Consider the following 15,192-nt stretch of genomic DNA (forward strand, 5'->3'; position numbering starts at 1 on the left):
CCACGTTAAAGCCAAACAGCCAGCTGATGCAGTCCGTTTGTCGCAAGGTTCAGTGTAATAAAAGCGACGATTGGTGAAATATCAAACATGCCAAGCGGCGGAATAATCCGACGAAACGGATCTAAATATGGTTCGCAAATTCTTGTTAAAAATCGGCCGATTGATGTATTGCGTGCTTCTGGAAACCATGACATTAAAATATAAATAATGAGTGCCCAAGAATATAATTGTATTGCCTGGACCAAAACATTAATAACTGTATCCATTTCTCTTATTGCCACCCCGTTTTTTCTTGATCTTGTTGCGTAAACTGTGTAATGCTTCCGGCAATTTCTACATTCTCCGGTGCACAGAAAAAGATTTTTTCACCAATTTGCTGGATTTCTCCGCCAATGGCATACACCGTTCCGCCGAGAAAATCAACAATCCTCCGTGCCTGATCCGTTTGAATGCGCTGTAGATTGACGATAACTGCCTTTTTTGCTTTTAAATGGTCGGCAATTTCTTGCGCTTCCGCATAAACACGCGGCTCTGCCATGACGACTTTCGACGGCTTTTGCGCACTTTTCAAGCTGACCACATTTTTTTTGCGAGGCGCTGTTGAAGATGGCTCTCCTTCATACACTTCTTCCTCCACCATATCGTAATCTTCTTCGTCGAGCAGGAAAAATGACTTAAACTTCGATTTCACGCCCATCGTTCCACCTCCGCTTTCATTTTATTCCCCTACAAGCTCAGTTCCAATACGAATCATTGTCGCGCCTTCTTCCACAGCTATCTCAAAATCATTGCTCATGCCCATGGATAACTCATTACACGGAGCGTATGAGAGATTTAATGCTCTTACTTCATCTCTCAACAAAGCAAGCTTACGGAAACAAGCACGAAGTATGTCTTGATCTTCGGTGAGCGGTGCCATTGTCATTAAGCCACATACTCGAATATTTTCGTATTTGTGAAGCGATTCAATAAATGGAATGACTTCTTCAGGCACCATTCCATGCTTAGATTCTTCACCCGATACGTTCACCTGAACAAAACATTGAACAGCCCTTTGGGCCCGGCTGCTAATTTCTTTGGCAAGTGATTCGCGGTCAAGTGAATGAATATAGCCAGCTTGATGAATGATCGACTTTACTTTTCTTGTTTGCATTGACCCGATAAAGTGCCATGTCGCCTTTTCCCCAATGGTTTCATATTTTTCATTCAGTCCTTCAGCGCGGTTTTCACCGAGGTGGAGAATTCCCGCTTCTACTGCTTCTTGGGCTCGGGCTGTTGTTACATATTTTGTAACTGCAATAATTTTCACGTCTTCCGCCTGCCGGCCTGAACGGTGTGCAGATTCCTCAATCCGTTGTTTAATGATTGATAAATTTTCGCTAACTTTCATGGTTTCCTTCCTTCCAGCCGATGTACCCCATCATCCTGCCTGTGTATCCCCTGTCACGCCGATGAGAAAAGAAATCCGGCGAGCAGCTTGAACATAGTGCCGTCATATAAATATTTTCGGGCGAAATGCCTTTCTTGATGAGAAGATCTTTATTAAAGGTTTGCAGAGAAAAATAATACATATCCGGCTCATTTGGCACCGGGGAGAAGGGAACTTCTTCACCCGGCTTATACCATTTTTCTGCTGCTGTTATGACCGAGGCTCCTACTTTATAGCATGAGCCACAAATGGAAGGACCAATCGCCACTTCAATATCTTGCAGACAACTTCCTTCTTGTTCCCACTTCTTAATCATGATTGGACCAATTCCGCTAACCGCACCTTTCCAGCCGGCATGAGCCGTTCCGATCCGTTTCGTTACGCGGTCAATAAAATAAAGCGGCACACAATCAGCATAGCAAAGTGTCAGTAAAACACCGGCATCATCGGTGTAAAGACCATCAGTAGATGAGAATGCCGTTTCATAATCAAGGGCACCACGGCCGATGTCGCGATTTGAAACATGTGCAATGTGGACATCGTGTGTTTGCTCACAGCCGATCCATTTATCGACAGGAAATCCAATTACCTGTCCCGTATTTTTTCGGTTTTGCTGTACAGAAGCTGGTTCGTCATGAACATGAAACGCCATATTCAAGCCATTGTACTTGCCGGATCCGCCTTCTTTAGACGTGAAGCCGGCAGAGAGACCCGGTTCTTCTTTTTCCCATTTTTCCATATGAAACAAGCCGCTGCCTGTTTTTTTAAAAGGTTCTGTCATGGCATGCTCCCGCTTATTTTCTTTTAGTGTACCACATGACACCCTTTTTCGTCACCGTTCATCCTCCTTCGGTTCTTTTTCACCGTAGCGGACTAAAATAACATCGCCGCCAATTTTCACGATATGCATCCATGGGATCACTATTTCTTCCTCTTTGCCGAATAAACCGAATTTTTTACCGTTTTGTTCTATGATGAGCGCTGAAATAGCTCCTGTCGCGTTGTTTAATTCAATATCAGCCAGACGGCCTAATTTTTTTCCATTTGTCACATTGACAATATCTTTCAGCTGAAATTCTGAAATTCGCATACTAGCCCCTCCTTTGTACCAATGTATGCTCCAAGACAAAGAAAAAAACAGAAGATTGTCTCTTCTGTTTTTCGCTTATCCATTTATTTTCTTTTTCATTTGTTTAATGGCCCCTTTTTCAAGCCGGGATACTTGTGCTTGAGAAATACCGATTTCGTCAGCTACTTCCATTTGTGTCCGACCGGTGAAAAATCGTTTCTCAATAATCATCCGCTCCCGCTCAGACAATTTATTTAGTTCATCGGTTACAGTCATGGTATCCACCCATTCTTTTTCTCTGTCTTTTCCATCACTTATTTGGTCCATCATATAAATAGGATCGCCGCCATCTTGAAAAACGGGTTCAAATAACGAAACAGGATCTTGAATGGCATCGAGCGCAAAAACCATTTCTTCTTTCGGTACATCAATCGCCCGGGCAATTTCTTCTGCTGCTGGTTCAACCGATCTCTCCGCTGTCAGTCTTTCTCTTGCCTGTAAAGCCTTATAAGCAATATCACGAAGAGAGCGCGATACCCGAATCGGATTGTTGTCTCGGAGATAACGGCGGATCTCGCCGATAATCATTGGCACTGCGTATGTTGAAAAGCGGACATTGTGGCTTAAATCGAAATTATCAATTGACTTCATCAAACCGATGCAGCCAACTTGAAATAAGTCATCGGCTTGCTCATTACGATGATTAAATCGTTGAATGACGCTTAAAACGAGGCGCAAATTTCCGTTGACCAGCTTTTCACGCGCCTGTTTGTCCCCACTTTGGTATTGCACAAACAACACTTTCATTTCAGGGTTTGTTAATACAGGCAGCGTCGACGTATCGACACCACATAAGACAACTTTATTTCGGGCCATCACTGTTCCTCCTCATGATGTCTGTTTCTCAGAACAGTATTGCCGACCCGAAAAAAATTATTCAGCGCAGTTTATTCAGTTCTTTTTTCAGTCGTCCAATGATTTTTTTCTCAAGCCGTGAAATATAAGACTGTGAGATTCCTAGTAAATCCGCTACATCTTTTTGTGTTCTTTCTTCTTGTCCATTTAGCCCGAATCGCATTTCAATAATTTGTTTTTCACGTCCTTCTAAATCGTCAAGCGCTTCTGAAACTAAATGTTTGTCCACTTCTTCTTCAATTCCTTTTGTGATGATGTCGCTTTCTGTTCCAAGTACATCGGATAACAACAGCTCATTTCCATCCCAATCAATATTCAGCGGTTCATCAAATGAAATTTCCGAACGGATTTTATTATTGCGGCGCAAGTACATTAAAATTTCATTTTCAATACAGCGGGATGCATACGTCGCAAGCTTAATTTTCTTTTCGGGATCAAATGTGTTAACAGCTTTAATGAGCCCGATCGCGCCGATGCTAATAAGATCTTCAATGTGGATGCCAGTATTCTCAAATTTTCGGGCAATGTAAACGACAAGGCGTAAATTCCGCTCAATGAGCATCGCCCGAACCGCCTTATCTCCTGATGGAAGCTTCGTTAATAGATGCGCCTCCTCATCACGCGTAAGTGGTGGAGGAAGCGCTTCACTGCCACCGATGTAATAAATCGTTTTAGATTTAATACCAGCTTTTTGGATCATGTTATACATGATGTACATCCACTTTGTTTTTACTTGCCGCAAATTATTCACTCACCTTTCGATTCATTCCTGAACCATATTCGGATGCAGAATGCAGATAAACGACTGATCATCCGATAATACCTTGTCTGTAAATGTGACAAGCGCTCTATCGGTTTTCCGTTCTTTTCCATTGATCCATACTGTAAAGCTGTCCGTTCGAAATGAAGCCAGCAATTTGCTTTCAGCATGAATCGACTTAGATGGAATCCAGACGATTTTTTCAGTCCAATTGTCTGGAAGATTCAGCAGATCGCTAATATCCTCTTTAAAAAGCGCTTCCGGCCATTGTTCATACGGATTAATTTGACAAACTGCTACTTCTTTCTTGGAAATGGGGTCGCATAATGCATTACCGGTGTCAATCAAGCCCCGTCCCGACCAATTCATTCCGCAAAGCGTAAATGAAACGGGGACTGTTTGGCTGATTGTCCGCCTTGACGTATTCAAACTGAACAGCCGGCGCTGAATAAAATAAAATGAAATTCCCACCGATACAATAAAAAAGAATACGAGAGACCATTTTCCTCCTATAGCGTACTGCGTATACATGGACTGAAATCCGAATAAAATGCCGCCCGTCAGGAAAACGATAAAATAAAACGTAAGGACCATGGAAATGAGACTTGTGACGCCGGTTATTTTAAAAGCGATGCGGATCATGAATATAGGCATGATCACCGTTAATGTTTTATGCAAAAGCCCAACTGGACCTGCTGCTAAATAAAGCCATACCGGTATAGTTCCGACTAATGAGGCAGCAAGCAGCCGGGGCATCTGGAGCGGACGAGCGCTCAGCTTCCCCGTTACAAAAAGCAGCAGCGCATCTGCAGCAAAATTAAAGAAAATGATCCCTTCTGCGTAACCGGCCAATTCATCCCTCCCTTTTTCCGGCTGCCTGTCCTATGAGCATTAGTGTAACGGAATGAATAACCAATGTATGTCGGAATGTAAGTGAATTTTTACAGTAGTTTTTCCGAATCATGTCTAAGAAAAGCGCAAGACGGTCGTTTAGGTCCGCAGGCGTAAGACGGACCAGCAAGTGGCGCTCTTTGCCACACGGCTGTGACAGCTTTTTGGAACAAAAGCTAAGAACGCAGCTTCCTGCAGCAACGCTTTTGTGACCCACATCGTGTGGGCCTCGAGGGAATTGGCCGTCTGAAGCTGAACAAATCAAAAAAATCCCGCCACCTAAGTGACGGGATTTGCTTTTTATCTTCTTCTGTTACGATTGCGTAAAAATGTTGGAATATCGAGTGTATCATCAGCTGACGGCTGCTGCGGCTGGCGAATCGGTTGTTCAGGCGCCGGTGCATCTTCGCGTTTCATGTCACGCGGTTTCGACTGCTGGTGCTGTGATGGCGATTGTGGCTTCACCTGCCCAAGCCCTGGACGAGCCTGCCCTGGCTGAGCTGGCTGAGATGCCACTTCTTTAAAGCCTGTTGCAATCACTGTCACAATGATCTCGTCTTTCAAGTTCTCATTAATAACAGAACCAAAGATCATATTCACTTCTTGGTCAGAAGCGGAAGAAACGATATCAGCTGCTTCTTGCACTTCATAAAGGCTTAAGTTGGTTCCACCGGTAATGTTCATTAAAACCCCTTGTGCACCGTCAATCGCCGTTTCAAGAAGCGGACTGGAAATGGCTTTTTTCGCTGCTTCAACAGCACGGTTCTCTCCTGATGCAACACCGATTCCCATAAGTGCTGATCCTTTATTCGACATGATTGTTTTCACGTCAGCAAAATCAAGATTGATCAACCCGGGAACGGCGATCAAGTCAGAGATGCCCTGCACACCTTGACGAAGGACATTATCCGCTTCACGGAACGCCTCAAGCATCGGTGTGCTTTTATCGACGATTTCAAGTAAACGGTCATTTGGAATAACAATAAGTGTATCAACAGCAGCTTTCATCGCTTCAATTCCGCCGGCTGCCTGTGTGGCCCGTTTGCGCCCTTCAAAAGTAAATGGACGAGTCACAACGCCTACCGTTAATGCACCGAGGTCTTTCGCGATTTGTGCGATAACCGGAGCCGCACCAGTTCCGGTGCCACCGCCCATACCCGCTGTAACAAAAACCATATCGGCGCCTTTAAGCGCTTCTTCAATTTGCTCTTTGCTTTCTTCAGCCGCTTTTTTTCCGACTTCCGGATTGGCACCTGCACCTAATCCGCGTGTTAACTTATTGCCAATTTGCATTTTCACTTCTGCTTTTGACAAATTAAGGGCTTGTGCGTCTGTATTTACCGCGATAAAGTCTACCCCTTGCACTCCATGTTCAATCATTCGGTTAACGGCGTTGTTTCCGCCGCCGCCAACGCCGATGACTTTAATCGTTGCCAATGAATCTACACTTGTATCAAACTCCAGCATGGCAAATCCTCCTATTTCATGAGTCTTTTTTGTGTCTTATTCTTCAAAAAAGTACCCGAAAAGTTTTTTCATTTTTCCTTTAACGCCTTTTTCTTCTCCGTCATGCGGCTGCTCTTTTTTAACAGGCTTTGCTTCCTGCTTCACTTCCATCCGCTCTTTTCTTACTTCTTTCCCTGGTAACGGTGCTTGATTCGATTCGCTTAATTTCCGGCCTGTTAACCGGGCATTTTTATAAGCGTACTTGATAAGGCCCACGGCTGTCGTATATTGCGGCTCACGTACACCAATATAATCCGGAATCGCGACACGGACACGATTTTGAAATACATCCTGTGCCAAATCAAGAATACCGTTCATTGCGGACGCTCCGCCGGTTAAAACAAAACCACCCGGAATATCATGAATACCCGACTGACGAAGATCTTCAACAACCATTATAAACAATTCTTCCAGCCGCGCTTCAATAATTTCCGAAATTTCAAGCTGAGTAAATTGATCATGCTGGTCACTGCCAATGACAGGAACACTGAACACTTCTTCTTCCGAAGCTAAATCATAAAAAGCATGTCCATGCTTTGTTTTAATTTGTTCTGCTTCTTCTGTTGAAGTGCGAAGACCGATCGATAAATCTTTTGTAATATGATCACCGCCGACAGGCAGTACAGACGTTCGTTGGATATATCCGTCTTTAAAATACGAAATCGTCGTTGAACCACCGCCAATATCAACGAGCACAGTTCCAAGATTTTTTTCATCCATCGACAAAGCAATTTCTCCGCTTGCAAGCGGCTGAAGCACAATTTCATTAATATCCAGGCCTGCACGTTCAACACAGCGCAGTGTGTTATGTAAAAACGTTCTAGAACCGGTCACGATGATGCCTTCCATTTCAAGACGTACACCAAGCATGCCACGAGGATCATTAATTTCATCAAAACCGTCTACGATAAATTGTTTAGCAATAACGTTTACAATTTCTCTATCCGGCGGGATAGATAGTACTTGTGCCGCATCTTTTACGCGGATGACGTCTTCACTCGTAATTTCACGATTTTCACTTGAAACGGCCACAACACCATTACAAGGATGAAGAATGGCGTGATTGGCAGCAATGCCAACGATAACCGAACGAATGTCAAGACCAACCATGCGCTCTGCCTGTTCAATTGCTTTTTTGATCGAATGAACAGTATCATCGATATCGACGACTGCTCCTTTTCGAATACCTTTTGATTTTACACTACCGACACCAATTATATTTAAAGAATCATTAACCATTTCGCCAATAATTACTTTAATTGCGGATGTACCGATGTCGAGACTTACCAGAATTTCATTATTATTCATGCTGCGGCACCTCCTTTACCATAAAAGCGTGAATAACCGAACAACAGTTCGCACATTTACTCCTTGAATATATGTTAAGAACGTAATTCGTCATATTCAACATAATTTCCTTTTAAAGTTTTATATTTTTCTTAAACACTCTTATACAAGTCTACACTAAGATAAGAAGCTGGAAAAGGCTAAGTTATTCGGTTTCAAGAAAACTTTATGGCATCTCGGCTTCTTCTAAAGCTTCTTCTCCTGTTTCTTGCTGCTGCGCTGGATCATATGCTTTAAAATAAGAACCAACTTCGATGTCAATGACACCTTTCACATCAGGGTTAAGCTGCGTGGAAATGGAAGGATAGTAAACCATTTTCTCTGCAAAGGTTGAGAGGGTGGCAGATACTTCAAATCCATCTGTCATAAACGCTTTTATATGGAGAGAGTCATTTTTTTTCGGATCGTAATACACTTCAGAAATCGTATTGAACACCTCATTGGGAAGTGTTTGGGCAGCTTCCGCAAACAAATCTAATGCTTCCCCTTCTTTAAAATCATATAGAATGGGGAGCTGTAATGGCGCACCGCTGACAGGCTCGCTTAAGATTTTTCCGTTTTGAAGGACCGGATACAATCCACCTTTACGAGCTGCATATGCAATTTCATTTTGTTCAACGACCGCAATCATTAGATCATTGGGAAATCCAGCTGTCACACTGGCTTCCTTGATTCGATCATCCTTTAAAAGTGCTTCTTCCGCTCTGCCTTTGCCGGCTGTCCATATACTGGCACCTGTTTCAAGACCGCTTTGTTCAATAATTTCCTGTTTTGTCATAAGGCTGCTTCCCTGTACATGAATCTCTGCTACTTTACTTAAAGGAGACTGCAAGTAAACGACAAGAAGGATGAGAGAGAAAAACACAGACAGCAAAAGCAGCAGCCGGCGATTTGCTTTCTTTTTTCTTATTTGTTTCAGCTTCGGAATGCGGTCTTCAATCGAAATCACTTTTTGTTTTGTCATGTTCACACCTCTGCCCATGTTACAAACCATCCGCCCATTTTATTACCGTAGCAGCGGCTGATTGCCATGTTTTCAAGACGAACGGCCGCTTTTTTTTGTTAATTCGGTCATTACAGTATATAAACGATCGGCAGCATCACGGATTCCAAGACGTTTTGATTCTTCTTTCATTTTCAGCAGCTGCAGCTCATTCATAAGGATAGCGTCTAGTTCCTTGACGAGCAGCTGGCTCGTTAAATCTTTCTCCAGAAGCAATACAGCAGCATCTCGATCCGTCAAAGACCGCGCATTTTTTTCTTGGTGATTGTTCGTTACGTAAGGACTTGGAATTAAGATCGATGGAATGCCAAGCGCCGTTAATTCTGCAAGTGTTGTTGCGCCTGCTCTTGCAACGACCAAGTCACAAGCCGCCAGTACGTCCGGCATATTGTGAATAAACGGTTCAACCGCGACATTATTAGGCTTTCCTGCCGTTTTTAACATATTGGCTACATGCTCATAATGAACATCACCTGTTACATACAGCACCTGGTACTGACGGTTTGCTAAATCCTTCAGCGCACCCGTTACCGCATCATTAATTGGACGGGCACCGCGGCTCCCACCGAAAATTAACACGGTTTTTCGATTGGATTGAAATCCATACTTCTCCAGTATTCCGGTTCCGTTCGCTTTCATCACTTCAGATGCACGTGGATTGCCGGTAAGTATGGTTTTTTCAGCAGGAAAATAAGCTTTTGCCTCCTCGAAACAAACTGCGATTTTGTCAACGTACCTGCTTAAAAATTTGTTTGTCAGCCCTGGTACACTATTTTGTTCGTGAACAATCGCCGGGATACCCATTTTTGCAGCGGCGTATACGACTGGTCCGCACACATAGCCTCCTGTTCCAATCACGACATCCGGCTGAAATTCTTTCAGCATTTTTTTGCATTCATTAACGCCTTTTAAAAAGCGCATGATCGTTTTCACATTTTCAAATGAAACCGCCCGTCGAAACCCAGTAATATCAATTGACTTAAAAGGGATGCCTTCACGTACAACAAGCTTTGATTCAAGCCCCTTCTCTGTTCCGATATATAAGAAAGATGTGTCCGGATGTTTCATTTTAATCATTCGAATAAGTGCGAGTGCCGGATAAATATGTCCGCCCGTTCCCCCGCCGCTGACCACTATTTTCAATTTTGTCACCTCAATACGTCTATTGGCAGCTTTATATTGCTTAAATCAGCAGTCCAATGCATTTTCATCTTAAATCAATGCGTCGCGAGAATCAAATATTATCTTGAAAAAGCAGCAAAATTCCTTCTAAATTACCGCATATGCCGGCTTGCACTTAACACGATACCCGCAAGAGCAAGCGTCATCGTCAACGAAGATCCGCCATAGCTTAAAAATGGCAGTGTAACACCGGTTACCGGAAGAAGGCCTGTTACCACACCTAAATTAATGAAAGATTGTAAACAGATCATGCCTGTCAGGCCGAACACGAGCAGCATGCCAAACGGATCGTCCAGCCGCATGGCGATGTACACCCCCCGCCAAATAAGCAAAAAAAACAAAAGAATAATCCACACTGCACCGATAAAACCTGTTTCTTCTGACCAAATGGCGAAAATAAAATCCGTTTGCGGCTCTGGCAGATAATAATACTTTTGACGGCTTTCCCCGTACCCATGACCGAAAAGACCGCCGGGGCCGACTGCATAAAGGGATTGAATAATTTGGAATCCGCTTCCGAGTGGATCTGACCAAGGATCCAAATAAGCGGTAATTCGTTTCATTCGATATGGAGCCGATAAAATCAGCAAAACCAACCCGGTTATAGCCGAAGCACCGATTGTGACAAAAAAATGAATAGGTGCCCCTGCACTAAATAATAATATGAGCGCCGTTCCACCCATAACAGCTGCTGTACCAAGATCTGGCTGCAGCATGATCAATCCAAAAGCAGCGCCAATAACGACAATCGGAAGAAATAGTCCTTTCCAAAACAAATGAATCGTTTTTTTTCGTTCAGAAAGTGCAGCAGCTAAATAAAAAACGAGTGCCATTTTCATCCATTCAGATGGTTGAAACGATAAAGAACCGACACCAATCCAGCTCTGTGAACCATTTCGAATCATTCCAACTCCTGGAATAAGTACGGCAATTAGCAAGACAAAAGCAAGAATGAGCGCCTGTCTTGAATACTGTTTCCATACCCTGTAATCAAAGCGCGAGCAGATGATCATCACCACCACCCCTGCTCCGGCGAATATGGCTTGTCTTTCTACAAAATAAAATGAATTCCCATAATTAAATTGGCCCCATACTTCTCCGGCACTTGCGACCATAAAGAGACCGCTTCCCGTCAACAACAAGACAAGCAGCAAAAAGAGTTTGTCTGTCCCGTGAGTAATAACGGCAATGCCACTCCTTTCAAGCGCAATTAAAAAACCGGAGCCAAAATGGCCCCGGCTCTTTCTTATAACGTATTCACGCAGTCAATAAATATGTCTCCACGCTCTTCAAACGTTTTATATTGATCCCAGCTTGCACAAGCCGGCGATAAAAGAACGACGTCCCCTTGTTCAGACAGTGCCACTGCTTTTTTAACCGCATCGGTCATGTAATCCGCTTTTTCAACCAATTGAATTCCGGCTTTTCCCGCGGTTTCTTTCCATTTTTCCGCCGTCTCACCAAAGGTGACGACCGCTTTTACTGCCTCTAAATATGGAAGCAAATCATCAAAGCCATTGCCTCGGTCCAGTCCTCCCGCAAGTAAAATCACCGGAGAATCAAATGCCGTCAGCGCACTTTTTGTCGCGAGTGTGTTTGTCGCTTTTGAATCATTGTAAAATTTCCGGCCGTTCCATTCACGAACAAACTGCGTGCGATGTTTAACACCCGAAAACGTTTTAAGAACATGCACAATCGCTTCATTGGAAATGCCGGATAATTTCACCGCTGCAATCGCCGCCAAAATATTTTCAAGGTTATGACTGCCCGGCAAAGCAATATCCGCTACAGGCAAAATGGCTTCTCCTTGGAAATAGGCCATTCCCTCTTCAACATAAGCACCATTTTCCACTTTTTGATGAACAGAAAAAGGAATGACATTTGCCTGGCTTGCACCAGCCATGGACAGCAAAGCCTCTTGATCGGCATTAATAATTAAAAAGTCTTCATCTGTCTGGTTTTTCGTAATGTTCATTTTTGCACCCGCATACTCTTCACGCGAGCCATGGTAGTCTAGATGCGCATCATAAATATTCGTAATGATGGCAATATGCGGACGAAATTCCTGAATGCCCATCAGTTGAAAAGAAGAAAGCTCAATGACAACATGATCTTTCGGCGTGGCATGTTGAACGACCTCAGAAGCTACTTCGCCGATGTTGCCAGCAAGCACGGTCCCTTTGCCGCCTTTTTTCATCATTTCATCAATTAATGTCGTCGTTGTCGTTTTGCCGTTTGTACCGGTAATACCGATAAATGGCGCTTCAGAAATAAGACCGGCCAATTCCACTTCTGTAATTACCGGCAGTCCATCTAACACCGCTTTTGATATAATCGGGTTTGAATAAGGAATGCCTGGGTTTTTCACCACAAGATCAAAGCCTTCATCAAGCAATGTCACTGGATGGCTTCCGCAGATGACTTTCATTCCTTCCGATAAAAGCAAACGAGCTGCTTTGTTTTCTTCAAGAGGCTTACCGTCATTGACGGTCACATCCGCGCCAAGCTTTTTCAATAATAATGCTGCTGCCAAACCGCTTTTTGCAAGGCCTAGCACAAGCACTTTTTTTCCATTAAATTGATCAATCTGTTTCATGTATTCCATACTCCAATCCATACACCAATCGCTGCAGCAACAACACCGACTGACCAAAATGTCACAACGACGCGCCATTCAGACCAGCCGCCCAGTTCAAAATGGTGATGCAGCGGGCTCATTCTAAAAATTCGTTTTCCTCTCGTTTTAAACGACCAAACTTGTAAAATAACCGACATCGTTTCTGCCACAAACACAATGCCGATCAGCAGCAGCAAAAATTCAAATTTCGTTAAAATGGATAAAACAGCAATTGCCCCTCCAAGCGCCAGCGAACCTGTATCTCCCATAAACACGTGGGCCGGATACGCGTTAAACACGAGGAAGCCAATAATCGCCCCAACAACAGAAAATGCGAAGATAGCTGTTTCATCGAGCCCCTGGCTCCAGGCAATCACCGCGTAAGCACCAAACGCAACGGAGGCTGTCCCGGATACAAGTCCATCGAGACCGTCCGTTAAATTGACGGCATTAGAAAAGCCGACGAGCCAGAACAGGACAAATAAGGCATATAGGATGCCTAAATCAAGCGAAAAAAATCCGAATGACAGCTCTGTTGATAAGCCGTGCTGTGCATAAATAACATAAAAAATAATCGAAATAATAATTTGCCCAATTAATTTTTGCAAAGATGTCAGACCGAGGTTTCGTTTCATCACAACTTTAATAAAATCATCTAAAAAACCAAGGAGCCCAAACCCGATCGTTACTAACAAAAGCAGTGTCGTTTCTGTACCAATCGAACCGAGTAACTGTACAAAAAACAGTGTTGTGACCACAATGGACAGCAAAAAGACGAGCCCCCCCATCGTCGGCGTACCTGATTTTTGCTGATGGGACTGTGGACCTTCCTCTCGAATACTTTGCCCAAATTTCAACCGCCGTAAAAATGGAATAAATAACGGGGCGATGATGAGGGTGATGAAAAAAGAAACAGCAATAACTAATGCGATTTGCCATTCATTCATATCTGTCCACCTTCCTTTTGAAGAAGTGCTTCTTTTGCCGTTTCCCGGTCATCAAAATGAAAAACATCTTTACCAATGATTTGATATGTTTCGTGACCTTTTCCTGCAATAACCACAGCATCACCAGGTTCAGCAGCTTCAATCGCCTTAAAAATCGCCTCTTTCCGATCTTCAATCACCGTATACTGCTCGTCTGGCACTCCTGCTCCCATATCAGCTAAAATCACTTTTGGATCTTCGCTGCGCGGATTATCCGACGTGAAAATTGCTTCATCCGCATAACGACATGCAGCTTGCGCCATGAGCGGACGTTTCGTTTTATCCCGATCACCGCCACAGCCGGCAATTGCAATGACACGTCCTTTCGTCAACGGACGAACTGTTTGGAGTACGTTTATGAGACTGTCAGGTGTGTGTGCATAGTCAACAATAACAGAAATATCCTGGTTATTTGGAACAATCTCAAACCGGCCGGCGACGCCTGTCACGCTTTCAAGCGCTTTTTGAATTGTTTCCGGCCGGACCTTTGATACAAACCCGGCCGCAAAAGCAGCCAGCATATTGTAAACATTAAAACGGCCTGCTAATTTTGATTGTACCTCAACTGTACCGCCTGGATAGTCAATTGTAAAAGCAGTCCCTTCAGATGTAAGTCGAATATTCTTCGCTTTAATATCCGCTTTATTATCAATACCGTACGTAACAATATGTGCCGCTGTCATCGACTTGTACACAGTCGATGCCCTATCGTCTGCATTTAAAACAGCAAACGCCGGGCTGTCGGAATGAACGACGTTGCCGAGACGCGCAAATAAAAGTCCTTTTGCTGTTCGATACTCTTCCATCGTTTTATGAAAATCAAGATGATCTTGTGTTAAATTGGTGAAAACCGCCACTTTAAAAGCTGTGCCGTTTGTTCTTCCCTCCTGCAATGCATGAGATGACACTTCCATTACCGCCGACGTGACATTGGCCCGCTTCATTTTTGAAAATGTTTTTTGAAGCGTTAAGCTTTCCGGTGTTGTATTTTTTGTCTCAATTGTTTCATCACCAATTTTCATGTACATCGTTCCGATCAAACCGGTGGTTTCCCCGTTAGCACGCAATATCTGTTCAATTAAGTGGCTCGTTGTTGTTTTTCCGTTCGTTCCTGTAATCCCGATCAAATGAAACGATTCGGTCGGGTAATCATAGAAATGCGCCGCCAAATGTGCCATTGCCCGCTTTGTCTCGGACACATAAATGACCGGCACAGACACGGTAATAGGGCGTTCCGCTACAATAGCAACGGCTCCTTTTCGAACAGCTTCTTCCGCCGCTTCATGACCATCAAACGTAAAGCCTTTTATACAGATAAATATCGATCCCTCTTGAATAAGACGGTGATCGTTTTCAATCGAAGTAATCGCCGGGTTTCCAGCTTTATCTTGCTGATAAAATGGAAGCGCTGCGAGCACAGTTGATAAATCCACGTTTTTCAATCCTTTCTATTCTTAAAACACTATGTACAATTCCTGCGATTTCTA

Annotated in this window: 16 protein-coding genes; all 16 read right to left on the reverse strand. The window is 43.6% G+C overall.

What is annotated here, in order from left to right; all coding sequences use genetic code 11:
• Positions 1-5: 5 nt before the first annotated feature.
• Entirely contained in the window at positions 6-266 is a 261-nt protein-coding gene (locus VQ00_RS08025; protein WP_046179635.1) for a YggT family protein, read from the reverse strand.
• A gap of 5 nt (positions 267-271) precedes the next feature.
• Positions 272-697 carry a cell division protein SepF gene (locus VQ00_RS08030; protein WP_046179636.1) on the reverse strand — a complete coding sequence of 142 codons (426 nt, stop codon included), beginning with the start codon at positions 695-697 and terminating at the stop codon, positions 272-274.
• A gap of 21 nt (positions 698-718) precedes the next feature.
• Positions 719-1,390, reverse strand: a complete 672-nt coding sequence (locus tag VQ00_RS08035) for a YggS family pyridoxal phosphate-dependent enzyme (RefSeq protein WP_046179637.1) — start codon at positions 1,388-1,390, stop codon at positions 719-721.
• Complete coding sequence (pgeF, locus tag VQ00_RS08040) at positions 1,380-2,210, reverse strand: peptidoglycan editing factor PgeF (protein WP_046179924.1); 831 nt, start codon at positions 2,208-2,210, stop codon at positions 1,380-1,382. Before pgeF ends, VQ00_RS08035 begins: the two co-directional genes overlap by 11 nt.
• 51 nt (positions 2,211-2,261) lie before the next feature.
• Positions 2,262-2,519 carry a YlmC/YmxH family sporulation protein gene (locus VQ00_RS08045; RefSeq protein WP_046179638.1) on the reverse strand — a complete coding sequence of 86 codons (258 nt, stop codon included), beginning with the start codon at positions 2,517-2,519 and terminating at the stop codon, positions 2,262-2,264.
• Positions 2,520-2,594: 75 nt separating this feature from the next.
• Positions 2,595-3,374, reverse strand: coding sequence for an RNA polymerase sporulation sigma factor SigG (gene sigG / locus VQ00_RS08050; protein WP_046179639.1), 780 nt, complete (start codon positions 3,372-3,374; stop codon positions 2,595-2,597).
• Positions 3,375-3,435: 61 nt separating this feature from the next.
• Entirely contained in the window at positions 3,436-4,155 is a 720-nt protein-coding gene (gene sigE, locus VQ00_RS08055; RefSeq protein ID WP_046179640.1) for an RNA polymerase sporulation sigma factor SigE, read from the reverse strand.
• Positions 4,156-4,176: 21 nt separating this feature from the next.
• On the reverse strand, positions 4,177-5,025 hold the full coding sequence (locus VQ00_RS08060) for a sigma-E processing peptidase SpoIIGA (protein WP_046179641.1): 849 nt from the start codon (positions 5,023-5,025) through the stop codon (positions 4,177-4,179).
• Positions 5,026-5,364: 339 nt separating this feature from the next.
• Positions 5,365-6,531 carry a cell division protein FtsZ gene (ftsZ, locus tag VQ00_RS08070; protein ID WP_046179643.1) on the reverse strand — a complete coding sequence of 389 codons (1,167 nt, stop codon included), beginning with the start codon at positions 6,529-6,531 and terminating at the stop codon, positions 5,365-5,367.
• A gap of 36 nt (positions 6,532-6,567) precedes the next feature.
• On the reverse strand, positions 6,568-7,878 hold the full coding sequence (gene ftsA / locus VQ00_RS08075; RefSeq protein ID WP_046179644.1) for a cell division protein FtsA: 1,311 nt from the start codon (positions 7,876-7,878) through the stop codon (positions 6,568-6,570).
• 205 nt (positions 7,879-8,083) lie between these two features.
• Positions 8,084-8,881 (reverse strand): cell division protein FtsQ/DivIB, encoded by a 798-nt coding sequence (locus tag VQ00_RS08080; RefSeq protein WP_046179645.1) that lies wholly within the window; start codon positions 8,879-8,881, stop codon positions 8,084-8,086.
• 72 nt (positions 8,882-8,953) lie between these two features.
• A complete protein-coding gene (gene murG, locus VQ00_RS08085; RefSeq protein ID WP_046179646.1) occupies positions 8,954-10,063 on the reverse strand; it encodes an undecaprenyldiphospho-muramoylpentapeptide beta-N-acetylglucosaminyltransferase in 1,110 nt (369 codons plus the stop codon).
• A 131-nt stretch (positions 10,064-10,194) separates the two neighbouring features.
• On the reverse strand, positions 10,195-11,283 hold the full coding sequence (gene ftsW / locus VQ00_RS08090; RefSeq protein WP_046179647.1) for a putative lipid II flippase FtsW: 1,089 nt from the start codon (positions 11,281-11,283) through the stop codon (positions 10,195-10,197).
• Between the two features lie 65 nt (positions 11,284-11,348).
• Positions 11,349-12,698, reverse strand: a complete 1,350-nt coding sequence (murD, locus tag VQ00_RS08095) for a UDP-N-acetylmuramoyl-L-alanine--D-glutamate ligase (RefSeq protein ID WP_046179648.1) — start codon at positions 12,696-12,698, stop codon at positions 11,349-11,351.
• Positions 12,695-13,666 carry a phospho-N-acetylmuramoyl-pentapeptide-transferase gene (mraY, locus tag VQ00_RS08100; protein WP_046179649.1) on the reverse strand — a complete coding sequence of 324 codons (972 nt, stop codon included), beginning with the start codon at positions 13,664-13,666 and terminating at the stop codon, positions 12,695-12,697. Before mraY ends, murD begins: the two co-directional genes overlap by 4 nt.
• Positions 13,663-15,138 carry a UDP-N-acetylmuramoyl-L-alanyl-D-glutamate--2,6-diaminopimelate ligase gene (locus tag VQ00_RS08105; protein WP_046179650.1) on the reverse strand — a complete coding sequence of 492 codons (1,476 nt, stop codon included), beginning with the start codon at positions 15,136-15,138 and terminating at the stop codon, positions 13,663-13,665. The genes mraY and VQ00_RS08105 overlap by 4 nt, the downstream gene beginning before the upstream one ends.
• Positions 15,139-15,192: the final 54 nt, after the last annotated feature.

The organism is Domibacillus tundrae, assembly GCF_000970675.1.
Taxonomy (GTDB): Bacteria; Bacillota; Bacilli; order Bacillales; family Domibacillaceae; genus Domibacillus; species Domibacillus tundrae.